At 71.1% G+C, this 21853-nt stretch carries 25 protein-coding genes; 9 read left to right on the top strand and 16 right to left on the bottom strand.

Features of this window, described 5'->3' with window-relative positions:
* Positions 1 to 46: 46 nt before the first annotated feature.
* The 4 genes from ACRYCC_RS17855 to trhA form a co-directional block, all read right to left on the bottom strand.
* Positions 47 to 1261, bottom strand: coding sequence for an ROK family transcriptional regulator (locus ACRYCC_RS17855; protein ID WP_433813427.1), 1215 nt, complete (start codon positions 1259 to 1261; stop codon positions 47 to 49).
* A 334-nt stretch (positions 1262 to 1595) separates the two neighbouring features.
* On the bottom strand, positions 1596 to 2426 hold the full coding sequence (locus ACRYCC_RS17860; protein WP_433813429.1) for a hypothetical protein: 831 nt from the start codon (positions 2424 to 2426) through the stop codon (positions 1596 to 1598).
* Complete coding sequence (locus ACRYCC_RS17865) at positions 2427 to 2696, bottom strand: hypothetical protein (RefSeq protein ID WP_433813431.1); 270 nt, start codon at positions 2694 to 2696, stop codon at positions 2427 to 2429.
* A 133-nt stretch (positions 2697 to 2829) separates the two neighbouring features.
* On the bottom strand, positions 2830 to 3498 hold the full coding sequence (gene trhA, locus ACRYCC_RS17870; RefSeq protein WP_433813915.1) for a PAQR family membrane homeostasis protein TrhA: 669 nt from the start codon (positions 3496 to 3498) through the stop codon (positions 2830 to 2832).
* 143 nt (positions 3499 to 3641) lie between these two features.
* Here trhA and ACRYCC_RS17875 point away from each other — a divergent pair, with 143 nt between their 5' ends.
* Positions 3642 to 4568, top strand: a complete 927-nt coding sequence (locus ACRYCC_RS17875) for a TIGR03619 family F420-dependent LLM class oxidoreductase (protein ID WP_433813433.1) — start codon at positions 3642 to 3644, stop codon at positions 4566 to 4568.
* 126 nt (positions 4569 to 4694) lie between these two features.
* Here the strand turns inward: ACRYCC_RS17875 and ACRYCC_RS17880 are convergent, their stop codons facing one another.
* Complete coding sequence (locus ACRYCC_RS17880) at positions 4695 to 5129, bottom strand: Rrf2 family transcriptional regulator (protein ID WP_433813435.1); 435 nt, start codon at positions 5127 to 5129, stop codon at positions 4695 to 4697.
* A gap of 132 nt (positions 5130 to 5261) precedes the next feature.
* On the opposite strand from ACRYCC_RS17880, the gene ACRYCC_RS17885 reads away from it, so the two are divergent.
* Positions 5262 to 6017 (top strand): SDR family NAD(P)-dependent oxidoreductase, encoded by a 756-nt coding sequence (locus ACRYCC_RS17885; protein WP_433813437.1) that lies wholly within the window; start codon positions 5262 to 5264, stop codon positions 6015 to 6017.
* A 28-nt stretch (positions 6018 to 6045) separates the two neighbouring features.
* Here ACRYCC_RS17885 and ACRYCC_RS17890 read toward each other — a convergent pair whose 3' ends face one another.
* Positions 6046 to 6249 (bottom strand): DUF397 domain-containing protein, encoded by a 204-nt coding sequence (locus ACRYCC_RS17890; RefSeq protein WP_433813439.1) that lies wholly within the window; start codon positions 6247 to 6249, stop codon positions 6046 to 6048.
* Positions 6246 to 7028, bottom strand: a complete 783-nt coding sequence (locus ACRYCC_RS17895) for a helix-turn-helix domain-containing protein (protein ID WP_433813440.1) — start codon at positions 7026 to 7028, stop codon at positions 6246 to 6248. The genes ACRYCC_RS17890 and ACRYCC_RS17895 overlap by 4 nt, the downstream gene beginning before the upstream one ends.
* Positions 7029 to 7231: 203 nt before the next feature.
* Here ACRYCC_RS17895 and ACRYCC_RS17900 point away from each other — a divergent pair, with 203 nt between their 5' ends.
* From ACRYCC_RS17900 to ACRYCC_RS17910, 3 genes are read left to right on the top strand one after another with little or no spacing between them, the layout of a single operon-like run.
* Positions 7232 to 7621, top strand: a complete 390-nt coding sequence (locus ACRYCC_RS17900) for an ATP-binding protein (protein WP_433813442.1) — start codon at positions 7232 to 7234, stop codon at positions 7619 to 7621.
* Positions 7608 to 7787 carry a hypothetical protein gene (locus ACRYCC_RS17905; RefSeq protein ID WP_433813444.1) on the top strand — a complete coding sequence of 60 codons (180 nt, stop codon included), beginning with the start codon at positions 7608 to 7610 and terminating at the stop codon, positions 7785 to 7787. The genes ACRYCC_RS17900 and ACRYCC_RS17905 overlap by 14 nt, the downstream gene beginning before the upstream one ends.
* Positions 7788 to 7798: 11 nt before the next feature.
* On the top strand, positions 7799 to 8578 hold the full coding sequence (locus ACRYCC_RS17910) for a GNAT family N-acetyltransferase (protein WP_433813446.1): 780 nt from the start codon (positions 7799 to 7801) through the stop codon (positions 8576 to 8578).
* A 62-nt stretch (positions 8579 to 8640) separates the two neighbouring features.
* Here the strand turns inward: ACRYCC_RS17910 and ACRYCC_RS17915 are convergent, their stop codons facing one another.
* On the bottom strand, positions 8641 to 9072 hold the full coding sequence (locus tag ACRYCC_RS17915; protein ID WP_433813448.1) for an Lrp/AsnC family transcriptional regulator: 432 nt from the start codon (positions 9070 to 9072) through the stop codon (positions 8641 to 8643).
* Between the two features lie 20 nt (positions 9073 to 9092).
* Positions 9093 to 10151 carry a LacI family DNA-binding transcriptional regulator gene (locus ACRYCC_RS17920; protein ID WP_433813450.1) on the bottom strand — a complete coding sequence of 353 codons (1059 nt, stop codon included), beginning with the start codon at positions 10149 to 10151 and terminating at the stop codon, positions 9093 to 9095.
* 220 nt (positions 10152 to 10371) lie between these two features.
* Between ACRYCC_RS17920 and ACRYCC_RS17925 the strand changes: the two genes are divergently transcribed.
* Positions 10372 to 11619 (top strand): ABC transporter ATP-binding protein, encoded by a 1248-nt coding sequence (locus ACRYCC_RS17925; RefSeq protein ID WP_433813452.1) that lies wholly within the window; start codon positions 10372 to 10374, stop codon positions 11617 to 11619.
* 241 nt (positions 11620 to 11860) lie between these two features.
* On the opposite strand, the gene ACRYCC_RS17930 is transcribed toward ACRYCC_RS17925, so the two are convergent.
* The 5 genes from ACRYCC_RS17930 to ACRYCC_RS17950 form a co-directional block, all read right to left on the bottom strand.
* Positions 11861 to 12787, bottom strand: a complete 927-nt coding sequence (locus tag ACRYCC_RS17930) for a carbohydrate ABC transporter permease (RefSeq protein WP_433813453.1) — start codon at positions 12785 to 12787, stop codon at positions 11861 to 11863.
* On the bottom strand, positions 12784 to 14193 hold the full coding sequence (locus ACRYCC_RS17935; RefSeq protein ID WP_433813454.1) for an ABC transporter permease subunit: 1410 nt from the start codon (positions 14191 to 14193) through the stop codon (positions 12784 to 12786). The genes ACRYCC_RS17930 and ACRYCC_RS17935 overlap by 4 nt, the downstream gene beginning before the upstream one ends.
* Positions 14194 to 14204: 11 nt before the next feature.
* Positions 14205 to 15518: an ABC transporter substrate-binding protein gene (locus tag ACRYCC_RS17940; RefSeq protein ID WP_433813455.1), complete on the bottom strand. Its 1314-nt coding sequence runs from the start codon at positions 15516 to 15518 to the stop codon at positions 14205 to 14207.
* A gap of 2 nt (positions 15519 to 15520) precedes the next feature.
* Positions 15521 to 16750 (bottom strand): ABC transporter ATP-binding protein, encoded by a 1230-nt coding sequence (locus tag ACRYCC_RS17945; RefSeq protein WP_433813457.1) that lies wholly within the window; start codon positions 16748 to 16750, stop codon positions 15521 to 15523.
* Positions 16751 to 17005: 255 nt separating this feature from the next.
* The gene (locus ACRYCC_RS17950; protein WP_433813459.1) at positions 17006 to 18130 is read right to left on the bottom strand and encodes a M24 family metallopeptidase; all 1125 of its coding nucleotides are present in this window, start codon (positions 18128 to 18130) and stop codon (positions 17006 to 17008) included.
* A gap of 144 nt (positions 18131 to 18274) precedes the next feature.
* Between ACRYCC_RS17950 and ACRYCC_RS17955 the strand changes: the two genes are divergently transcribed.
* From ACRYCC_RS17955 to ACRYCC_RS17965, 3 genes are all read left to right on the top strand, one after another.
* Positions 18275 to 19180, top strand: coding sequence for a 5'-3' exonuclease (locus ACRYCC_RS17955; protein WP_433813460.1), 906 nt, complete (start codon positions 18275 to 18277; stop codon positions 19178 to 19180).
* 61 nt (positions 19181 to 19241) lie between these two features.
* Complete coding sequence (locus ACRYCC_RS17960; RefSeq protein WP_433813462.1) at positions 19242 to 19844, top strand: hypothetical protein; 603 nt, start codon at positions 19242 to 19244, stop codon at positions 19842 to 19844.
* A 176-nt stretch (positions 19845 to 20020) separates the two neighbouring features.
* Positions 20021 to 20800, top strand: a complete 780-nt coding sequence (locus ACRYCC_RS17965) for a Crp/Fnr family transcriptional regulator (protein ID WP_433813463.1) — start codon at positions 20021 to 20023, stop codon at positions 20798 to 20800.
* Positions 20801 to 20895: 95 nt separating this feature from the next.
* On the opposite strand, the gene ACRYCC_RS17970 is transcribed toward ACRYCC_RS17965, so the two are convergent.
* Complete coding sequence (locus ACRYCC_RS17970; RefSeq protein ID WP_433813465.1) at positions 20896 to 21093, bottom strand: hypothetical protein; 198 nt, start codon at positions 21091 to 21093, stop codon at positions 20896 to 20898.
* Between the two features lie 145 nt (positions 21094 to 21238).
* The gene (locus tag ACRYCC_RS17975) at positions 21239 to 21733 is read right to left on the bottom strand and encodes a beta-class carbonic anhydrase (RefSeq protein ID WP_433813466.1); all 495 of its coding nucleotides are present in this window, start codon (positions 21731 to 21733) and stop codon (positions 21239 to 21241) included.
* Positions 21734 to 21853: the final 120 nt, after the last annotated feature.

Consider the following 21853-nt stretch of genomic DNA (forward strand, 5'->3'; position numbering starts at 1 on the left):
TGAGTGGTTCCTCTCGGGGATAGAGGTAGAGCGGTTTCGGTCGGGGTCAGTGGGTGAGCGCTGCTCCGAGCAGCTCGTCGCGGGTCGCGCTGAGAGCGTGCTCGAGGGCACCGGCGAGGACGGGATTGCCCTCGACGGCGGACATCCGCAGCCGGGGCTGCGGAATGGTCATGGTGTGGAGTTCGGTTTCGACCAGCCCCCGCAGCTCGTCGCCGCCGGCGAGGAGCACCTCGCCGGTGAGCACGACGACCTCGGGGTCGATGAGGGCGGTGATGGCGGCCAGCCCGGTCGCGACGCGCGCCGCCACCTCCTGGAGCGCGTCCGCCGCGCGGGCCGCCGCCGCCGGGTCGCCGCCGCTGCGGGCGAGCACGGCGGCACGCAGCGCCCCGCCCGCGGTGGTGCCCCGGAAGCCGTGCGAGCGCAGCACCGAGTGCAGCGCCCGCCCGCCGGCCAGGGCCTGGAGCCCGTGGATGGCGTACCGGCCGGCCTCCCGGGCGGTGGGCACGCCGGGCATGGGCATGAAGCCGACCTCGCCCGCGCCGCCGGTGGCGCCCCGGTGCAGCCGGCCGCCGAGGACCAGCGCTACCCCCAGGCCCCGGCCGCCCCACAGCAGCACGAAGTCCTGGTGACCGCGGGCGGCGCCGTGCGCGTGCTCGGCCAGCGCGACGAGGTTGACGTCGTTCTCCACCTCGACCGTCATGCCGAGGCCGTCCTCGAGGACTCCGATGAGGTCGGGGACCTGCCAGCCGCGGATGTGCGCCGCGTACCAGAGACGGCGGGTGCCGGGGTCGATGGCGCCCTGGATCCCGATGGTCACCCGGCTGAGCTCGCCCGGGGAGATGCCGGCGTCCGCGCAGGCGCCGGCCACCGCCGCCCGCACCCGCGACACGGCGTCTCCGCCGGACCGGCCCGGCGTGGGCAGCAGGAACCTCCCCATCACCTCACCGGTGATCCCGGAGACCAGGGCCTCGATCCGGGCGCCGGTGACGTCGAGCGCGCAGATGAGAGCCAGCCGCGGATTGATCCGGTACGTCTCGGCCGTGCGGCCGGGCAGCCCCTCGCGGCGGCCGTCCAGGATGACCAGCCCGGCGTCCTTCAGCCGGCCCAGCAGCTGGGAGGCGGTCGGCTTCGACAGCCCGGTGAGGCCCGAGAGCTCCGGCCGCGTGATCGGGCCGTGCTGGAGGAGCGCCTGCAGCGCGGCGCGGTCGTTGATGGCCCGCATCAGGCTCGGCGTGCCCGGTACGGGCTGTGTGGCCGGCATGCCCCTCCTCCCGGTGGCTCGTGGCTCGGTGACCGTCAGGCGACCTTGCGATCAACTATTAGGAAACTGTCCTAATTAATGCCCGGAATCTAGAAACCAGACCCCCCGCCCGTCAACCCCGCTTCAGGCCTTCGCAACCAACCCGTGACCGGGAATTACCATCCGCGCTCGGGGAGCCACTCCAGATCACCCCATGTCGCGACCTAGACCAATGGCCCTGACCTGGGAAGACATAAAAAAGGTACGTCCCGCATGCAAATGCGGGACGTACCTGGGCGACGCTCGTGTGCTGAGACGGGGACGGAGGGCGGGACCGGCCGGGCCGGCCCGCGGGCTAGGAGTCCCGGTAGGAGTCCCGGAACGAACGGCGGGTCAGCCGCCCGGTCACCGCCGGTCCCCCCAGCCGCGAGGAGCCGACGAGCTCGTCGTCGCGCTCCTGGTGATCCGGCCGCCCCGCCACCACCGAGGGCCGCTGGTCCGCCTCACCGCGCTCGCGGTGCTCGGCCTCCGCCGGCGTCTCCTCGGTGTCGCGCGGGCGGTCCCGCAGCCGGTCGGCCGCCTTGCGCAGCGCCCGCTCCCCCACCAGCCGGGACAGCTCCAGCCCGAAGCAGTCGAGCTTGTCCGCGTCGGTCAGGTCGTCGCGGGAGCCGAGATCGGCGGCGAGCTCGCCCAGCCGCTGCGCCTCGGGCAGCTCGTAGTGCTGCAGCGCGTGACAGCACAGCTCGGCCAGTGCCGCGTGGTCGCGGACGAAGGACAGCCCGGCGAGATCGTTGTGGGACAGCCGGCTCAGCGCCCGCTTGCGCTCCAGCGCCCCATCGGCGATCTTGAGCATGCCGTGCAGCAGCAGGATCGGGCCGAGGCTGATCCCCCTGTCCTGGGCGAGGGTGAACGAGGTGCGGAACAGCGCCGCCGCCCCGATCCCCGCCACCATCACCTGCACGACGTAGCCGCTGATCGGCGGCACCCCGGCCGGCAGCCCGAACTGCCAGCCCGCCGCCTCGATCGCCACCAGCGCGATCACCGAGGCGGCCGCGTTGACGAAGACGTAGAGCAGGCCGGACGGCGACAGCACCGCGGAGGCCGGCTTGTCCCGGTAGCGGGCCACCAGCTCGGCGCCCCCGATCCCGCCGCCCAGCACGGCGGCGCAGAGAAGTTGGATGATCATTTATGCTCCCTGCACAGCGAAACGGTCCAGTAGAACCCCCTCGGACTCGGATGGTGCCTGCGCCGGAAAGGGCAGGCCGGACTGCGTCTGCGCGCTGTCGCGCACGGTGATGGCGGTGGCGCGGGCGGCGTCCAGGAACGCCAGCAGCCACTCGGCGGGACCCACCGCGAGCCCGGTCCGGGCCCGGGGCGGCATGTCACGCGCCTGGAGGAAGACCAACAGCCATTCGGCGGGCCCGGAGGCCTCACCACGTTGTACTCGCGAACCCATGCAGGGACCTTCTGGCGAGGGGTCCGTGAAGTCAATCGTGGCCCGCCGCGAACCCGCCGTACCCCCCTCCGACCAGGGGCGGAGCGGCTTCCAGGCGAGTCCCCGTCAGAGCGGGGTGTATGCGCCGAAGCGGTCAGACGGCGCCGGCGCGGTAGACCACGAAGGAGACCGCGATGTACTGCAGGACGTACGCGGCGACCGTGAGCGCGTGGAAGACCTCGTGGAACCCGAACCACCGCGGTGAGGGGTCCGGCCGGCGCAGCCCGTAGACCAGCCCCCCGGCGCTGTAGAGCACGCCGCCCATGATCACCAGTACGGCGACCACCACCCCGGTGCCCCGCAGGAACTGCGGGATGAACAGCGTCGCGACCCAGCCCAGCCCGAGGTACAGGGCGGTGTAGAGCCAGCGCGGCGCGTGCACCCACAGCACCCGGAAGGCCACCCCGGCGATCGCCCCGGTCCAGACGACCGCCAGCACCAGGATCCGGACGTCGCCGCGCAGGATGAGCAGCGCGAACGGCGTGTACGTGCCCGCGATGATCAAGTAGATGTTGGCGTGGTCGAACCGCCGGAGCAGGCCGTCCACCCGGGGCGACCACTGCCCGCGGTGGTAGGCCGCCGAGACCCCGAACAGCAGCGCCGAGGTCAGCGAGTACACCGCCGCCGACAACCTGGCCGCGAGGGTGGGACCGAGCGCGACGAGCACCGTGCCGGCCACCAGCGCCAGCGGGAACGTCCCGGCATGCAGCCAGCCCCGCAGCCTCGGCTTGACCGCCTGCGCCAGCTCACCGGCGCGCTCCATCGCCGACTCCCGCACCCCGCCCACCACCCTTCCCGCGGACTTCCGGGCCTCCTCCGGCCGGTACCGCCAGGGTAACGGCCGCCTCCCCGCGGCAGCCGCGGCTTCCCCGCATCCCGGCCGGCCCAGTGGGTAGGGTCGCTCAGATGAAGATCGGATTCGCGGTCCCGGACACGGGATCCTGGGCACTGCCCGCCCACCAGCTGCAGATCGCCGGACGCGCCGAGGAGCTCGGCTACCACTCGCTGTGGACCCTGCAACGGCTGGTCAACCCCGCGGACTCGGCCGACGAGACCTACCGCAACGTGCCCGATCCGCTGATCACGCTGGCCTACCTGGCCGGGCGGACCAGCCGGATCCGGCTCGGCGTGGCGATCGTCAACCTGCCCTTCGTGTCCCCGCCGCTGCTCGCCAAGCAGGCCACCACCCTCGACCACGTCTCGGGCGGGCGGCTGGACCTCGGGCTGGGGCTGGGCTGGATGCCGGAGGAGTTCGCCGCGGTCGGCGTGCCCTACGAACGCCGGGGCGCCCGCGCCGAGGAGTTCCTGGGGGCGCTGCGGGCCCTGTGGACCCAGCCGGTCACCGAGTTCCACGGTGAGTTCTACGACATCCCGCCCGTGGTGATGGATCCCAAGCCCCTGCAGTCGCCGCACCCGCCGTTGCTGCTCGGCGGCACGTCCGAGCCCGCGCTGCGCCGCGCCGGCCGGTTGGCCGACGGCTGGATCAGCTCCAGCAGGGCCGACCTCGGTGCCATCGGCGAGTCGATCACGCTGATCAAGAACGTCGCGGCCGAGGCGGGCCGCGATCCGGAGGCGCTGCGCTTCATCTGCCGCGGCGTCGTACGGGTGCGGGGCGAGAGCGGCACACCCGCTGCGCCCGCAGGCGAGCAGCGCCCGCTCACCGGGTCGTACGCCAAGATCCGCGACGACCTGGGGGCCCTCGGGGAGCAGGGCGTGACCGAGACCTTCCTCGACCTCAACTTCGACCCGGAGGTCGGCGGCCCGCACGCCGATCCCGAGGTCTCGATGCGCCGCGCCGAGGACGCCCTGGTGGCCTTCGCCCCGTCCGCCTAGCCGTACGGCCCCAAAGGCCGGCGGCGGTGCCGACCGGTGGTCAGTGATGCCGGTGCATGTCGTTCTCTGGCGGGAAAGCACCGTGGAGACCCCTGGGTTCGTGCTTTTCTCGCCAGAGACCCGCCCCTAGCGAGGGGCCGCGAGGGCGTCCTGGAGGACGTCCTCCAGCGTGACGCGGGCCAACTGGCGCCTCAGGGTCTCCTCGATGTCCTCGTAGATGCCCTGCATCGCCGGCTGGATGCCGTAACCTACCACGCACCCCTGATCCGGGGTGGCGCGGTGCATCGCGAACAGCGGGCCCGGCTCCACCGCCTCGTACACGTCGAGCAGCGTCATCGACCCGAGCTCGCGCACCAGCGACCAGCCCGCGCCCACGCCCCGCCGGGACTCCACGAGCCCCGCCCTGCGCAGCTCGCCGAGCAGCCGCCTGATCACCACGGGATTGGTGTTCGCGCTGGTCGCGATCTGCTCGGAGGTGGCGACCTCATGGCCCTGGCGCTGGTAGAGGCCGATCCAGGCCAGCGCGTGGGCGGCGATGGTCAGCCTGCTGTTGGCGCTCATGAACCCCTCCGCTCGGTCGCAACGCTCCATGTTACGACCGCACAGTCGTAACAGCAAAGGTTGCGATCACCAGTCGTAACAAATACTGTTGCGACTGTCGGAACACAAGGATCGATCAGCGAGGTGGGAATGATGGACAAGCCGCTCACGGGCAAGGTCGCCCTGGTCACCGGAGGGTCCCGCGGACTGGGAGCCGCGACCGTACGGCTGCTGGCCGAGCAGGGCGCCGACGTCGCGTTCACCTATGTCAGCTCCGAGGAGCAGGCGCGGGCCGTCGTCGCCGAGGTGCGCGGCACGGGGGCGAAGGCCGCCGCCTTCAGATCCGATCAGGCGGACATGAGCCGGGCGCCGGCGCTGATCGACGACGTGGTCGCGCACTTCGGCGGACTGGACATCCTCGTCAACAACGCGGCGATCAGCGTGGAGCAGGGCCGCACGGTGGACGACCCGGACGCCGACACCGCCGCGCTCGACCGGATGCACGCCACCAACTACCTCGGCGTGATCGCCGTCATCCGGGCCGCCTCCCGGGTGCTGCGCGCGGACGGCCGCATCATCACGGTGAGTTCCGGGCTGGGCTCCCGGGTCGGCCTCCCCGGCCTGGCCGACTACTCCGCGACCAAGTCGGGGGTCGAGAGGTACACCATGGGCGTCGCCCGGGACCTCGGGCCCCGGGGCATCACGGCCAACGTCGTGGAGGCCGGGCTGATGGAGAGCGGCATGGAACCGCCGGACCCCGAGACCCTCAAGGCCCTGCTCGGCTCACTGTCCCTGCAGCGCATGGGCCACCCCGGGGAGATCGCCGCGGCGATCGCCTTCCTGGCGAGCCCCGCCGCGTCGTACGTCACGGGCGCGGTGCTGGACGCCCACGGCGGCTACAACGCCTGAACCGGCGCCCGCCGCGCACCCCGCGGGTTCACCAGGCGCGCCGGGCGCCCTTCACGGCGTGCAGGAACGCGGACAGCTCGACCCGGCTGAACTCCAGGACGGGGCCGCCGTCACCCTGCTTGCTGTCCCGCACGCCGATCACACCCGCTACGGCGGCCAGCTCGACGCACTGACCGTAGTCATCGCTGCTGTGGCTGCTCTTGCGCCAAACGGCCCGCGAAAAATCGGTCACAGGGACTCCCGGATTTCCTTGATCAAATGCGCCGACTGCGCGGCAGGCAAAGCGGCGCTTCTGATCAGATCGTACGTCTCCATGAGCCCGGCCACCATATCGGGCCGATCGATGAACTGCCCGTTGCTGTTGGCTCCATCCACGAAGGCCACATCAGGGTCTTCGATAAAGGACATGATGGTAAAGGCTCCGGCGAGGCCTGCGTAGGCCGTGGTCGTCACCGGGACGACTTGAATGGTGATGTTCCTCTGCCGAGTCGCTTCTTCGAGATGTTCGAGCTGAGCCTTGAACGCCTCCGGCCCTCCGATCCCGCGCCGAAGAGCCACTTCATCAGTGATCAACACAATGCGGGGCGGGTCCTTCCGCTTCAGGATCTCCTGCCTTCGGAGTCGCTGGGCGACGATCTCGTCCACGTCGTCTGCGTACGGGCCGGTCTCGGCCTTCGCCCGGATGTAGGCCTCGGTCTGGAAGAGTCCGGTGATGAGCGAAGGTTCGTAGATCCGGATGATGTTGGCGACCGCTTCACTCTGGGCGAGGCTGCGAGCGGGCCCGGGGATGCGTTCCTTGCGAACCAGAGGGGCGAGTTCGGTGAAGTACGTGCCCGTGTCGAAGGTCGTGTCGAGTAACTCGCCCGTCCGGTCGTCGGGTGCAGACTTGCCGAGCTCCAGCTTGGAGACCGCGTCATCGCCGAGCGCGATCTTCTTTCCCAGATCGACCTGAGTCCACCCCCCCCGCTCTTCGCGAAGCGTCCTGACTTTCCACCCATAAAAGGCGGTCAACGACTCCGTGGGATTTATGGGCTTGGGGGGCCGTCCCATATGTCTGCCTCGTTTTCGCCGGTCGCGGGGCATCGAGAAAACCGTATGGACCAGCCTAACCACAGAGAGTCACCGTTGAGGGCATCTCCGAACAACCCCGATGGAGCAGCCCTATGACGTGGTTTCCCATAGCACCTCCGGACCATTCACCACACCGGTCCGCCATGGTCGAATGCGATCGGCTCGCGCCCCGTACCGCACGGGCCATCGCCGCCTCGGCCCTGGACGCGTGGGGAATGCCCGCCCTCCAGGACGATGTCGCACTCGTGGTCTCCGAGTTGGTGACGAACGCGTTCGGACGAGGATCGAAGCTGGCATTCCTCATCGCGTTCCATTCCGGCACCCAGGAGGTCGAGGTCGCGGTGTGGGACGACGGCCCGGGCCTCCCCCGGGCGCGACCGGAGGACCTGGAGGCCGAGTCGGGCCGCGGACTGCTCATCGTGCGGGCGAGGTCCAACGCGTGGGGGTGTCGTCCCGGTACGGGCGGGATCGGCAAGGTCGTCTGGGTAAGGCTCGGCCCCAAGCCGCGCGAGGACCACGATGCGGCATCCTGACGAGGTCGTGGCCGCCCTGGCCGCCCGGCACCCGGACTGGGCGATCCTCTTCGGCGGATACAGCGGCGAGTTCGTGGCCTTCCCGCGCCGGCCCGGGTACGCCCACCGGGCGATCGTCACCGCTGCCGCTGGGTGGAACATCCGACCTGGTCACCCTTTGTATTAAGTTGCTCCATCATGAGTATCACCAGAGATTCCGCCGGGTCCGCGACCGAGGCGGCGCACGCCTTCTTCACCGCCGTCGAGGGGCTGGTCACGCTGATGCCCGGCGGGCGGAGCCGGACGGGGAGGCACTCCACCAGGCTGCTGGCGACCGGCCTGCCGGTGGCCACGCTGAACGGCGTCTTCGCCGGTGGCACGGAGCCGGACGCCGATGAGGTGGCGGAGTTCGCCCGGTCGATGACGGGCGGGGATCTGCCCTGGTGCATCCAGGTCCGCGGCGAGCCGGGTCCCGCGGTGGCCGGGATCGCCGCCGGCCACGGGCTGGTCCGGCGGCACGTGCTGCCCCTCATGGTGCGGACGGCCGCCCGGCCGGTGCCCGCCCCGGGGCCGTACCCGGTCCACAGGGTCGGTGACGGCGATCGTCAGGTCTACGCCGAGACTCTGGCGGCCGGCTTCGAGGCGCCCGTGGACGTGATGGCCGCGTTCGCGAGCCCGGCGATACTGGAGGCTCCCTGGGCGGCCGCCTACCTCGTACGGAACGAGGGGGAGCCGGTCGCCACCGGCTTCGGAGCGCGCGCCGGGGAGCACATCGGCGTCTTCAACATCGCGACGCCGCCCCGGCACCGGCGGCGGGGGTACGGCCGGGCCGTGACGGAGGCGATCCTGCGGGACGGGTTCGCCGCGGGCGCCCGCTCCGCCTTCCTCCAGGCCAGCGACGAGGGCTACTCGCTGTACGAGTCGCTCGGCTTCCGCACCGTCGAGACCTGGACGTACTTCGTGCCCGAAGGACACTGAAGGGGCCGCGGGCGGGCGGGCCGCCCGAACCTGGATCCCGAGCCCTGCCCGTCCCGGGCGGGTCACAGCCTCGGGGCGCGGCCCTCGTAGGGGGTGCTCAGCACGACGGTCGTGCGGGTGGAGACGTTGGCGGCGGTCCGGATCTGCTGGAGCAGGTCCTCCAGCGCGCCCGGGGAGGCGACCCTGACCTTGAGGATGTAGTTCTCGTCGCCGGCCACCGAGTGGCAGGCCTCGATCTCCTGCAGGTGCGCGAGCCGGTCCGGGCAGTCGTCGGGCGCCGACGGATCGATCGGTTTGATCGAGATGAAGGCGGTCATCGGCAGGCCGATCTCGTCCGGGTCCAGCAGCGCGGCGAAGCCCCGGATCACCCCGCGCTTCTGCAGCCGCCGCACCCGCTGGTGCACCGCCGACACCGACAGGCCCGTCTCCTTGGCCAGATCGGTGAAGCTCATGCGGCCGTCCTGGGCCAGCAACGACATGATCTGACGATCCATCTCCTCCACAAGTGGTGAACTTACCGTGTACGAGACGATCGCGCGGAGCTACCGGGCATTCCGGCCGGGGGACCACAACTGCCCCTGACGACCAGCTCGGTGGGCAGCACCACCGGCCGGCCGCGCTCCCTGCGGGCGGGGTCGCGGAGCAGCAGTTCGGCGGCGCGATACCCCAGGTCGTGGGCGGGGCGGGCCACCACGGTCAGCGGCGGCTCGCACAGCTCCGCCCAGGGCACGTCGTCGACCATCGCGATCGACACGTCCGCCGGTACCCGGAGCGTCAGCTCCCGGGCGGCCAGCACCGCGGCCTCGCCGAGCAGATGACCGGCGGCCAGCACCGCTGTCACGTCCGAGCGGCGCTGGAAGAGGCTGGCCGCGGCCGCGTAGGCGCTGTCGGCCGTGGGCCGGGCCCGCACGATGAGGTCCTCTTCCACCGGCACCCCGAGGTCGGTGAGGGTGCCGCGGAAGGCCTCCTCGCGGTCGCGGCCGGTCGTCACCGACAGCCGGCCGCCGAGGAAGCCGATGCGGCGGTGGCCGAGCCCGACGAGGTACTCCACGACCGAGCGCACCCCGGCGCGCTCGTCGGCCACCACCGAGGGGACCCCGGACAGCCCTTCGACGGTGCGGCCGGCGAAGACCGCGGCGACCCCGATCCGGGCGACCGCCTCCCAGGTCGCGACGTCGCCGCTGCCGGGGATGGCGATGATGCCGTCCACCCGCTGCTCGACGAACCGGTCGATGATCTCGGCCTCGCGCGCGGGGTCGTCGTGGGCGACGTCGATGATGACGTACTCCCCCAGGCTCCGCGCGCAGTCCAGCACGCCCGCGGTGAGCTGGGCGCAGAACGGGTCGGTGATGTCGGGGATCAGCAGCCCGATGCTGCCGGTCCGCTGCAGTTTGAGGCTGCGGCCCAGGGCGCTGGGGCGGTAGTCGAGCTGGCGGGCGGCGGTGAGGACGCGGTCCCGGGTGGCCGCGCTGACCGACCCGGTGCCCGACAGCACCCGCGAGACGGTCGCGACACCGACTCCGGCGGTGGCGGCGACATCCTTGATCGTCACCGCTCGGCGGCTGATCGGCACCGCTCACCTCCCCCATCGGATGGGATCATCTTCCCAGGTGGTCCCGTTGTGGAAACGATTCCATTATGCATCCGTTCCACCCGGTTCCCCGCCCTTGGGGGCTCGTGCGGTACGGCCCCGGCCTGCGGCATCACCCGGAAAGCTGATGGATCGCCTCTTGACAGGACATAGTGCTCCTGATGAAGTTCGTTGGAAACGTATTCATGGAGGGGGTTTCCCGATGGCCCAGATCGTGCTGGACAGCGTCGACAAGATCTACACCGGTGGCGTCAAGGCGGTGGACGCGCTGAGCCTGGAGATCCGCGACGGCGAGTTCATGGTGCTCGTCGGCCCGTCCGGCTGTGGCAAGTCGACGGCGCTGCGCATGATCGCCGGTCTGGAGGACATCAGCGGCGGTGAGATCAGCATCGGTGACCGGGTCGTCAACGACCTGGCCCCCAAGGACCGCGACATCGCGATGGTCTTCCAGAACTACGCGCTGTACCCCCACATGACGGTCGAGGCGAACCTGGCGTTCGGCCTGCAGCTGCGCGGCACCCCCAAGCCGGAGATCAAGAAGCGGGTCGCCGTGGCCGCCAAGATGCTGGGCCTGGAGCCGTACCTCAAGCGCAAGCCCGCCGCCCTCTCCGGCGGCCAGCGGCAGCGCGTCGCGATGGGCCGGGCGATCGTCCGGGAGCCGCAGGCCTTCCTCATGGACGAGCCGCTGTCCAACCTGGACGCCAAGCTGCGCGTCTCGATGCGCGCGTCGCTCAACCAGCTGCACGAGCGGCTGGGCGTCACCACCGTGTACGTCACCCACGACCAGGTCGAGGCCATGACCCTCGGCGACCGGGTCTGCGTGCTGCGCGACGGCAAGCTGCAGCAGGTCGACACGCCGCAGCGGCTGTTCGACAGCCCGGTGAACCTGTTCGTGGCGGGCTTCATCGGCTCGCCGTCGATGAACTTCGTCGACGCGGCGCTGACCCGCGACGGCGACACCGCCCATGTGGAGTTCGCCGGTTTCAAGCTTCCCGTCCCCGCGGACGTCTTCGCCGCCAAGCCGGGCCTGGACGGTTACATCGGCACCAAGCTGATCCTCGGCATCCGCCCGTCGGACTTCGAGGACGCCGCGCACGCCAAGCCCGACTGGGCCCTGATCCGGGTGACCTCCACCGTCACCGAGGAGCTCGGCAGCGAGATCAACGTCATCTTCACGATCGACGCGCCGCCGGTGCAGCACCAGGACACCCTCGCCCTGGCCCAGGACGCCACCGAGGGCGAGGAGGAGGACACCGCGATCCCCCTGATCGACAACAAGGCGCTGTGGACCGCCCGGGTCAACGCCCGCTCCCACGTCCGCCCCGGCCAGGAGATCGAGGTGGCCATCGACACCGCCAGCCTGCACTTCTTCGACCCGGTGAGCGGACTGGCCATCGGCCACCCGGACTTCGCCGCCAAGACCGAGGCCGAGGCCGGCGCCGAGGCCTGATCCGCCCGCTCGTCACCGACGCCCCCGCCGGGCCGTACCGGCGGGGGCGTCGGCCGTTCCCGCGGGCGGCCTGTGGACGCCCCTGCGGGCATGTGGCCTGGTGGCGCGGCGGGACCGGGCGCGGCGGGGAGTGAGACGCACAGGTCACCCACAGTGTTGTCCACAGGCTGTGGACGAGTGCGCCCGGCTGTGCGCTCGCGGCGGGACGGGCGCCCGCCGCGAGGTCACGGCGCCGCGGGCCTCACTTGACGGAGCCCGCGAGCACCCCTTGGACGAAGTAGCGCTGGAAGGCGAAGAAGACGATCAGGGGGACGATCAGCGACAGGAACGAACCCGGCGCGATGACGTCGAGGTTGGTGCCGAACTGACGGGTCTGCTGCTGGATCGCGACGGTCAGCGGCTGGGAGCCGCGGTCGGCGAAGATCAGGGCGACGAGCAGGTCGTTCCAGACCCACAGGAACTGGAAGATCCCGAGGGAGGCGATCGCCGGTCCGCCGAGCGGCATGATCACTCTGCGGAAGATGGTCCACTCCGTGCCGCCGTCCATGCGGGCGGCTTCCAGGAGGTCGCGGGGGATGCCGGCGAAGTAGTTGCGCAGCAGGAAGATCGCGAACGGCAGGCCGAACGCGGTGTGGAACAGCACGACCCCCGGGATCCCGAACAGGTGCAGGCTCCCGTAGAGCTTGGCGACCGGGATCAGCCCGACCTGGACCGGGACCACGAGCAGGCCGATGACGACCAGGAACAGCCAGTCGCGGCCGGGGAACTCGATCCAGGCGAACGCGTAGGCGGCCAGCGACGCCACGACCACCACCAGCACGGTGGTCGGCACCGTGATCAGGATGGTGTTGACGAAGCTCTGCGTCATGGTGTCGTTGTGCAGGAGCGTGTCGTAGTTGCCGAGGGTGAGCTGGGCCGGTTTGGTGAACACCGTCCACCACCCGCCGGCGGAGTTGTCGGTCGAGGAGCGCAGCGAGGCGATGAACAGGCCGATGGTCGGCACCAGCCAGATCAGCGCCACCACGATCAGAACGGTCTGCGCGAACCCGCCGCCGAGGCGGTTGACCAGCCGGGAGGCCAGCCCCCGGTGCGGCGCGCCCATGCCGGTCGCCTGCTCCTTGGCGGCCGGGTCCGCCACGGCCACGTCGCTCACCGCGTGCTCGCTCATGCCTGCTCCTGCCGGAATCGCCGGATGTTGAAGATCATCGCGGGCAGCACGAGCAGGAACAGCACGATCGCGATCGCGCTGCCCAGCCCCTGGTCGCTGCTGCCGCCGGTGAAGGACTTGAGGTACATCTGCAGGGCCAGCACGTTCGCGTTCTGCTGCGACGCCCCCGGCGCGATGATGTACACCAGGTCGAAGATCTTCAACACGTTGATCACCAGGGTGACCAGCACCACCAGCAGCACCGGCGCCAGCAGCGGGATGGTGACCCGCCGGAACACCTGCCACTCGGTCGCGCCGTCGACCCGCGCCGCCTCCAGCGCGTCCCGGGGGATCGCGGCCAGACCGGCGCCGATCAGCACCATCGCGAAGCCCGCCCACATCCAGATGTAGGCCACGATGATCGACGGGGTCACCAGCGACGGTCCCAGCCACGTCACCCCGCCGTAGGGGGGCGCGAAGTTGGAGGCCGCCACCCGCACGGTGTACGACCCGGCGGGCAGGTCCTTGAACGTGAACGTGCCGTCCGCCCGCGAGGTCGCGCGGGCCGCGACCTTGCCGCCGGAGACCGCCTCGAGCCGCAGCTTGGGCAGGCTCTTCTCGTTGGCGTCGATCTGGTTGGGCGCGCCCTTGCCGCCGGGGGTGAAGTCCAGCCACGTGGTGCCGGTGATGGTGCCCGGCGCGGGGGTGGCCGCGCGGGCCCGTCCCAGCTTCGCCTGCCGCTCCGGCGGGACCGCGACCAGCGGCAGCAGCACGCTCTGCCCCGGTCGCACCTGCGCGGTGGTCTCGAACGCCCCGCCCGGCACGCTCTTGAGCGGGCCGCCGTCACGGGGATGGGCGCCCGGGTAGGCGGAGGACTCGGTGAAGCTGTCGTGCACCCCGACCACGACCGCGTTCAGCACGCCCTGGTCGGGGTCGTGGTCGTAGACCAGCGTGAAGATCACACCGGCGGCGACCATCGAGATGGCCATCGGCATGAACACCACCAGCCGGAAGGCGACCGCCCACCGGACCCGCTCGGTCACCACCGCGAAGATCAGGCCCAGCGAGGTGACCAGTGCCGGGGCGACCAGCACCCAGATCACGTTGTTCTTGATCGCGGTGAACGTCGCCGAGTCGGTGAACATCGTGACGTAGTTGTCCAGGCCGACGAAGCCGGACCCGTCGGCGTCGTAGAGGCTCCGCCACAGCGTGTAGCAGATCGGGTAGACCACCAGCAGGCCCAGCAGCAGCAGCGCCGGGAACAGGAAGCCGGCCGACAGCGCCGGCGGTGGGCCCAGCCGCCCGCTCCCGCCTTCGGAGGGCGCGAGGGGCGGCTGGGCCGGGGCATCGGCCCCGACGGAGACGGCGGCACCGGCGGCTGGGCCGGCGGTGGGCTCGTCCGGGGGTGGTTCGGGGTTCGATGCCATGGGTTCTCCGGTCAGTTCTTGAAGGCCTTGGCCGCTTCGGCCTCGAGCTTGGCCGCCGCGCCGTCGACGTCGGTGGGCTTGGTCAGGAAGTCCTGCAGGGCCTTCCACTCGCCCGCGCCCTTGGTGCCGCCGAACGCCGCCGGCGCCAGGTCGGACATGTCGAACCGGAATCCGTCTCCGACGTCCACCAGTGCCTTCGCGATCGTCCGCTGGGTGTCATCGGGGTAGGAGCTCACGTCGACGCTCTTGTTCGGGGAGGTGAAACCACCCGCCTTCGCCTCGATCGTCGCCGCCTCCTTGGAGGCCAGGAACGCCACCAGCTGCTGGGCGCCGGGCGAGTCCTTCAGCACCGCGGCCGCGTCACCGCCGCCCACCACCGGGGGCTGCGCGCCGACCTTCGGGAACGGGAACACCTTCGCGTCCGTGCCGACCTTGGCCTTGGTGTCCTTGCCGATGTTGACCGCCACGAAGTCGCCCTCGTAGACCATCGCGGCCTTGGGAGGAGCACCGAAGGTGTTGGTCACCGACTTGGGGAAGTCGGTCTGCAGCGCGCCCGACGGGCCACCGGCGATGTAGTTCGGCTTGCCCCAGATCTCGGCCAGCGTCTTCAGCGCCGTCTTCACCGTGGGGTCGGTCCACTTCATCTCGTGCTTGGACAGCTTGTCGTAGTTGTCGGCGCCGGCCTGCGAGAGGTAGACGTTCTCGAACCAGTCCGTCAGCGTCCATCCGTCGGCGCCGCCGACCGCGAAGGGAGGCGTGCCCGAGTCCGCCAGCGTCCCGGCCGCCTTGACGAGGTCCGGCCAGGTCGCGGGAGGCGTGGTGATCCCGGCGTCGGTGAACGCCTGGGACCGGTACCACACCGTGGACTTGTTCGCGGCCTTGAAGTAGACGCCGTAGAGCTTGCCGTCCACCGAGCCGAGGTCCTGCCAGATCTTGGAGTAGTTCTGGCCCATCGCCGTGACCACGTCCGGGCCCAGCGGCTTGACCCAGCCCTTCTTGACGTACTCCACCAGCACGCCCTGCTGCGGGATCATCGCCACGTCCGGCGCCTGGCCACCGGCGATCTTCGACCCCAGCACGGTGGCGAGGTTGTCGCCCGTCGAGGTGTACCGCACGGTGGCGCCGGTCTTGGCCTTGAAGGCGTCCAGCACCTTCTTGAAGTTGGCCTGCTCCTGCCCGGTCCACACCGCGTAGATGTCGAGCGTCACGCCCTTGAGGGCGGTACCGCCCGATGGCTGCGCGTCGTCCTTCTTGCCGCCGCCGCACGCGGTGGCCGCGAGCAGCAAAGCCGCCCCGACGGCGGTCCATTTAAGGTGATTGCGCATCTCTAACCTTCCTGTCCTGCCGGCTCGGCCACCTGGGGGGACCCCCAGATCGACGCACCGGACTCGAGATCGAAGAAGTGCAGACGCCCGGTGTCGACGTGCGCCCGCACCGGATCGCCCACCTTCACGGCGGTGCGGGGGGAGAACCGCGCGACCATGTCGGTCCGCGACGCCTCCAGCGCTCCCAGCACGTCGGTGCCCGCGTCGCGGGCGAGCTCCTTGGTGTCCTCGGTGACGACCTGCGCGGCGTCCACGCCGAAGTGGACGAGCACGTCCGAGCCCATCGCCTCGACCAGGTCCGCCGTCGAGGTGAGCAGGGCCCCGTCGCGGACCTCGACCAGCGCGGCGTCCTCCATGTCCTCCGGCCGGATCCCGACGATCACCTGCCGGCCGATGTGCTCCTCCAGCGCGGGCCGGTTCTCCAGCACCTCGGCGGCCAGCGTCAGGCTCTGGCCGCCGATCTCTACGTGCAGGTCGCCCGCCGTCCCCGTCAGCGTGCCCTGCAGCAGGTTCATCGCGGGCGAGCCGATGAATCCGGCCACGAACAGGTTCGCGGGCCGCTCGTAGAGCTCCTGCGGCGGCGCGACCTGCTGCAGCTCACCCTTCTTCATCACCGCGACCCGGTCGCCCAGCGTCATCGCCTCGGTCTGGTCGTGCGTGACGTAGATCGTGGTCACCCCGAGGTCACGCTGGATGCGGGCGATCTCCGCCCGCATCTGCACGCGCAGCTTGGCGTCCAGGTTCGACAGCGGCTCGTCCATCAGGAACGCCTGTGGGTCCCGGACGATGGCGCGTCCCATCGCGACCCGCTGCCGCTGGCCGCCCGACAGGTTCCGCGGCTTGCGGTCCAGGTGGTCGGTCAGGCCCAGGACCTCCGCGACCTCGTCCACCTTCTTGCGGATCTCCGCCTTGGCCACCTTGCGCAGTGACAGCCCGAAGCCGATGTTGTCGCGCACCGACAGGTGCGGGTACAGCGCGTAGCTCTGGAAGACCATCGCCACGTCCCGGTCGCGTGACGGCACCCGGTTGACCACCCGGCCGCCGATGTTCACCACACCCTCGGAGATCTCCTCCAGACCCGCGACCATCCGCAGCGCCGTCGTCTTTCCGCACCCGGAGGGACCTACCAGGACCAGGAACTCACCATCGGCGATACGCAGGTTCAGGTCGGTCACGGCCCGGGTGCCATCGAGATAGACCTTGCCCACACCCTCAAGCACGACCTCAGCCACGGCATCTCCTCGATTTACGGGCACATCGGCAATCCCAAGGCAACCTGACGGCAATCCGGGGGACACGAACACCCGTCGTACTGCCCATGCGATCACTCACGCAACGCCTGGCGCACGGTTCGTGAAGAGATCGTTACGTAATCACCCAACGGCCGATATGCACGGACATGACAAATCCCCGCCGTATCCTCGCCTCTGAAACGATCCAAAGGACGGGAACGGCGGGGATTCCGCAGCGCGGCCCGGCGGGCGCGCTCAGTGCCCGACGACCACCAGGCCGCGGTCGACGAGGTTCATCCGCTCGTAGCCGTCCTCGGTGCACACCACGATGTCCTCGATCCGGGCGCCGTGCGCCCCGGGGTAGATCCCCGGCTCGATCGAGAACGCCATGCCGGGTTCGAGGGGCTCGGCGTTGCCCGAGACGATGTACGGCTCCTCGTGCGTCTCCAGCCCGATGCCGTGCCCGGTGCGGTGCACGAAGAACTCCCCGTACCCGGCCTGGGCGATGAGATCGCGCGCGGCGGCGTCCACGGCCTCCGGGGTCACCCCGGGCCGTACGGCGTCGCACGCGGCCTGCTGGGCGGCCTGCAGCACCTCGTAGTAGGCCAGGAAGCCCGGCGGCGGGTCACCCACGCTGTAGACCCGGGTCTCGTCGGAGCAGTAGCCGCTGGGCATGGTGCCGCCGATGTCGACCACGACCGGGTCGCCGGCCTCGATGACCCGGTCCGACAGCTCGTGGTGCGGGCTGGCGCCGTTCGGACCGGAGCCGACGATCACGAAGTCGACCACGGCATGGCCCTCCGCGATGATGGCCTCGGCGATGTCCCTGCCGACCTCGCGTTCGGTGCGGCCCGGCCGCAGTAGCGCCGGAACGAGCCGGTGGACGCGGTCGATGGCCGCCCCCGCCTCGCGCAGCGCCGCCACCTCGGCGGCGCTCTTACGCATCCGCAGCCCGCGCAGGACCCGGCCGGCCGGCACCTGGGCGGCGGCCGGCAGCGCGTCCCGGAACCGCAGGGCCATCACGGCCCACATCCGGTCGGCGACGCCCACCGAGGCCAGGTCGCGGGGCAGCCGGGAGGCCACCAGCGCGAACGGGTCGTCGGTCTCGTCCCACGCGACGAGCTCGATGCCGAGCGCGCCCGCCGGGGAGGCCTGCGCCGCGGGCAGTTCCAGCCGGGGCACCACCAGGAACGGGTCATCGGCCGCGGGCACCACCAGGCACGTCAGCCGCTCCAGCTGGATCGCGTCATAGCCGGTGGTGTACCGCAGGTCGGGCCCGGGAGTCAGCAGGACCGCGCCCAGGCCGTGCTCCGCGGTGGCCTTCTGCACCTGGGCGAGCCGCCCGGGTGGATACAACTCCGTCGTCACATCCGTCTTCACAGTCCTCCATCTAACCTCACCAGGGCGGACCGGGCGGCGCCCGCACCCCAGGTCCGGCCCGGCGGGGCCCGGAGGCAGCCGCCGTCCCGGCCCCGGGGGCACCGCCTCGTGGCGGTACGGGCGTCTTGGTGCGACGATGGCCCTGTGCCTGGACTGATGCTGCTGGATACCCCGTCGCTGTACTTCCGCGCCTTCTACGGCGTGCCCGAGTCCGTGAAGGCTCCGGACGGGACACCGGTCAACGCCGTGCGCGGCCTGATCGACATGATCGCCCGGCTGGTACGGGACCGCTCCCCCGAGCGCCTGGTCGCCACCATGGACGCCGACTGGCGGCCGGCCTTCCGGGTGGCGGCCCTGCCGTCGTACAAGACGCACCGGGTCGCACCGGACGGCGGCGACCAGGTCCCCTCCTCGCTGGACGCGCAGCTGCCCGTCATCGAGGCGGTGCTGGACGCCGTCGGGCTGACCCGGCTCGGCGCCCCGGGCTACGAGGCGGACGACGTGATCGGCACCCTGGCGGTCCGGGCGGAGGGGCCGGTGGACATCGTGACCGGCGACCGCGACCTGTTCCAGCTGGTCGACGAGGACGGCCCCGTCCAGGTGCTGTACATCGCCCGCGGGATCAAGAACCTCGAGGTGCTCGGCGAGAAGGAGGTGGCCGCGAAGTACGGCATCCCCGGCCGCGGTTACGCGGACTTCGCGACGCTGCGCGGCGACCCCAGCGACGGGCTGCCGGGCGTGCCCGGCGTCGGGGACAAGACGGCGGCCGCCCTGGTGACCCGGTTCGGCTCCGTGCCGGGGATCCTCGCGGCCCTGGAGTCCGGGACCACCGACGGCTTCCCGGCCGGGAGCCGCCTCAAGCTCGCCGCCGCCCTGGACTACCTCGCCGCGGCCCGGACCGTGGTCCAGGTGGTGACCGACATCGAGCTGCCCGAGATCGACGACCGGCTCCCCCGTACCCCCCGTGACCCGGAACGGCTGGTGGAACTCGCCGACCGGTGGAATCTCGGCAGCCCGGTGAACCGCCTGCTGGCCGCGCTCGCCCCCTGATCCGCGGCTGTGTGTCAGCTGACACAGCCGACCCGCGCGCCGTGGACCAGCATCTCGATCTATGGCGGGTTTCCATCAGGACGAGAGGCACGGGGCGCCCGCACCACCGGAGTTCACCGTGTCGATGTACGGCGGCCCGGAGCCCGGCGCCCGGTGGGACGAGCCCGTCCCTGCCCTGGCGGCGGTGCTGACCGCGCTGCGACGATCCAACCACGCGACGGCCTTCGCCTCCTGGACGGTGACGACCATCGGCCTCGGGCTGGTCTTCCAGGCCCGCACGGCCTGGTCGGCCGGTTCCGCCTCGATCGTGCTGCTGGCCGCGCTGCTGCCGGTGCTGGCCCTGGCAGCGCGCGTGACCGTGCTCCTGGTCCTGGCGGGACGTGCGGGTGCGCAGGCGGTCGTCGGCGGCGCGTGGCGGGACGAGCCCGGCCCGTCCACGGGGGCCGCCGCCGGCGAACCACCCGTCCCCGGCGCGGCCGCCCCGTCCGGGCCGGCGAGCGCCGAGGAGCTGGAGTCCATGGAGGCGCTGGACCGGCTGATCATGCTGACCGCCGCCGTACGACGCCGGGAGGCGCTGGCGCACGCCGCACTGAACTGGGCCTACGCCGCGGGCGTGGCCTTCCTGGCGTGGAGCCTGCTGACGGCGCTGCTCACGGGGGGTTGATCGCCGGCACCCGTGACACCGGGTTCAGCGCCCCACTCCCCCTCTGTCCCGGGTGCCGGTCCCCTGACAACCCCTGACGTCAGGGGTTGTCAGGACCGCTGCGAGAGGTGTGAATTGGAGCCTACGGACCCCGCACCCCCGTCGTCCGGACGGGGCCGCACGGAAACGGATCCTCGGTGCTCGAAGGGACCACTCACCAGCCATTCATCCGCCGCCGCTTCTGGAACGACCTGACCGAGTCCGAGCGCAGCACCCTGCGCGCCTACGGCCGCCCCCGCACCTACCCCGCGAAGATCCCCCTCTGCTCGCAGGGCGACGGATCCGATCACGTGGTCATCATCATGACCGGCTGGGTGAAGGTGACCTCCTCCACCAGCGAGGGCCACGACGTCTTCCTGGCCGTCCGGGGCCCCAGCGACCTCGTCTGCGAAGGGGCGATGTTCGGGGACCGCAGCCGCTCGGCGACGGTCACCTCGCTCGGCCCGCTCAACACCCTGGTGGTGCCCGCGGGCCGGTTCACCACGTTCCTGGACGGCCACCCCCGGGTCTCCCGGATGGTGACCGGGACCGTCGTCAACCGCCTCGACGACGCGGACCGGCGGGCGCAGGCCCACGCCACGGGCGGCGGCGCGCTGCGGATCGCCGATCTGCTCATCTACCTGGCCGAGCTGTCCGAGCACTACGAGCAGCACGACCCGCCCGGCTCCGACGGCGGCATCCTGATCCACCCGCAGCTGTCCCAGGCCGAGCTGGGCAGCTGGGTGGACGCCTCCCGGGAGACCGCGGCCCGGGCCTTCAAGGACCTGCGCGACCTCGGCCTGGTACAGACGGGCCGGCGGAAGATCACCGTCATGGATCTGCCGGGGCTGCAGCGCCACGCCGACCGGCTCCGCGCCGAACGCGGAGCCGAGCCGGGCGACGAGGGCGCCGGGCCGCCCGCCGGCCACCGGAGGTGACCGGCGGGCCCCCGGCCGGCGGCGATCCGGCCTGGTCCCCCGGTGGTCATGCGGTCACCGGCACGGCGATCGCCTGACCACCCCGCCGCGGCGGGTCAGCGGCGGGCACGGGCACGGCCACGGGACCAGCCGCCGCGCCAGTTGGTGCTGGTGCCGAACCCGGCCAGGTGCAGCGCCACGAAGAACAGGCCGAGCACGGTCAGGGTGCCGTTGTTGAACAGGTCGGACGAAATATTCGCCAGGTCCGCCACGAGGGCGATGGCGAAGACGATTGCCGCGATGAGAGCGAACATCGTTGTTACCTCCGGATCAGTTGCGCGCGCCACGTCGTGGCGCGTATAGGGAGTCTCCGGAGATCAACGGTTCAAACGGCGGAAATCGAAAGGACAGCCCCTTTACGGTGTAAGTTGCGGCCTGAACTCGGAGAACGCGAGCGGGTCACGGTTTGATCTCCCGCAACCGGCCGGTCTCGACCTCGTAGACGAATCCCCGGACCGACCCTTTCACCGGGATGAAGGGGTCGGCGAGGATCCGGGCGATCGACTGCCGGACGTCCTCCTCGAGGTCGCCGAACGCCTCGGCGGACCAGTCGGGCTTGAGACCGGTCTCGCGCTGGATCTGCGCCTTGAACCCGTCGTCGGTGAAGGTGAGCATCCCGCAGTCGTTGTGATGGATCAGGATGATCTCCTGGGTGCCGAGCAGCCGCTGGCTGATCGCCAGGCTGCGGCGCGCGTCGGCCGTGACGACCCCGCCGGCGTTCCGGATGACGTGCGCGTCCCCCTCGCCGAGCCCGAGCAGGCCGTACAGGTTGAGCCGGGCGTCCATGCAGGCCAGCACCGCCACCCCTCTGGCGGGCGGCAGCGGCAGGCCGCCCTTGTCGAAGCTCGCCGCGTATCGCCCGGCATTGGCCAGCAGTTCGTCCGTCACGCTCATGAGATGCCTTTCGTCGTCGGAGGGGCGGGACACCTCCACCATTGTCGAGTTTTCCTACTGGGTCAATATGTCATCACGGATGGTAGTGACCGCCCGCCCGGCCTGGGCGGACACCCGCCC

The organism is Actinomadura scrupuli, assembly GCF_050971785.1.
Classification (GTDB): Bacteria; Actinomycetota; Actinomycetes; order Streptosporangiales; family Streptosporangiaceae; genus Actinomadura_E; species Actinomadura_E scrupuli.

What these genes read in the sequence shown, in the direction of transcription:
- ACRYCC_RS17855 (WP_433813427.1), bottom strand. Translation starts at nt 1,261, where the DNA reads ATGCCGGCCACACAGCCCGTACCGGGCACGCCGAGCCTGATGCGGGCC.
- ACRYCC_RS17860 (WP_433813429.1), bottom strand. Translation starts at nt 2,426, where the DNA reads ATGATCATCCAACTTCTCTGCGCCGCCGTGCTGGGCGGCGGGATCGGG.
- ACRYCC_RS17865 (WP_433813431.1), bottom strand. Translation starts at nt 2,696, where the DNA reads ATGGGTTCGCGAGTACAACGTGGTGAGGCCTCCGGGCCCGCCGAATGG.
- trhA (WP_433813915.1), bottom strand. Translation starts at nt 3,498, where the DNA reads ATGGAGCGCGCCGGTGAGCTGGCGCAGGCGGTCAAGCCGAGGCTGCGG.
- ACRYCC_RS17875 (WP_433813433.1), top strand. Translation starts at nt 3,642, where the DNA reads ATGAAGATCGGATTCGCGGTCCCGGACACGGGATCCTGGGCACTGCCC.
- ACRYCC_RS17880 (WP_433813435.1), bottom strand. Translation starts at nt 5,129, where the DNA reads ATGAGCGCCAACAGCAGGCTGACCATCGCCGCCCACGCGCTGGCCTGG.
- ACRYCC_RS17885 (WP_433813437.1), top strand. Translation starts at nt 5,262, where the DNA reads ATGGACAAGCCGCTCACGGGCAAGGTCGCCCTGGTCACCGGAGGGTCC.
- ACRYCC_RS17900 (WP_433813442.1), top strand. Translation starts at nt 7,232, where the DNA reads ATGGTCGAATGCGATCGGCTCGCGCCCCGTACCGCACGGGCCATCGCC.
- ACRYCC_RS17905 (WP_433813444.1), top strand. Translation starts at nt 7,608, where the DNA reads ATGCGGCATCCTGACGAGGTCGTGGCCGCCCTGGCCGCCCGGCACCCG.
- ACRYCC_RS17910 (WP_433813446.1), top strand. Translation starts at nt 7,799, where the DNA reads ATGAGTATCACCAGAGATTCCGCCGGGTCCGCGACCGAGGCGGCGCAC.
- ACRYCC_RS17915 (WP_433813448.1), bottom strand. Translation starts at nt 9,072, where the DNA reads ATGGATCGTCAGATCATGTCGTTGCTGGCCCAGGACGGCCGCATGAGC.
- ACRYCC_RS17925 (WP_433813452.1), top strand. Translation starts at nt 10,372, where the DNA reads ATGGCCCAGATCGTGCTGGACAGCGTCGACAAGATCTACACCGGTGGC.
- ACRYCC_RS17930 (WP_433813453.1), bottom strand. Translation starts at nt 12,787, where the DNA reads ATGAGCGAGCACGCGGTGAGCGACGTGGCCGTGGCGGACCCGGCCGCC.
- ACRYCC_RS17935 (WP_433813454.1), bottom strand. Translation starts at nt 14,193, where the DNA reads ATGGCATCGAACCCCGAACCACCCCCGGACGAGCCCACCGCCGGCCCA.
- ACRYCC_RS17940 (WP_433813455.1), bottom strand. Translation starts at nt 15,518, where the DNA reads ATGCGCAATCACCTTAAATGGACCGCCGTCGGGGCGGCTTTGCTGCTC.
- ACRYCC_RS17960 (WP_433813462.1), top strand. Translation starts at nt 19,242, where the DNA reads ATGGCGGGTTTCCATCAGGACGAGAGGCACGGGGCGCCCGCACCACCG.
- ACRYCC_RS17970 (WP_433813465.1), bottom strand. Translation starts at nt 21,093, where the DNA reads ATGTTCGCTCTCATCGCGGCAATCGTCTTCGCCATCGCCCTCGTGGCG.
- ACRYCC_RS17975 (WP_433813466.1), bottom strand. Translation starts at nt 21,733, where the DNA reads ATGAGCGTGACGGACGAACTGCTGGCCAATGCCGGGCGATACGCGGCG.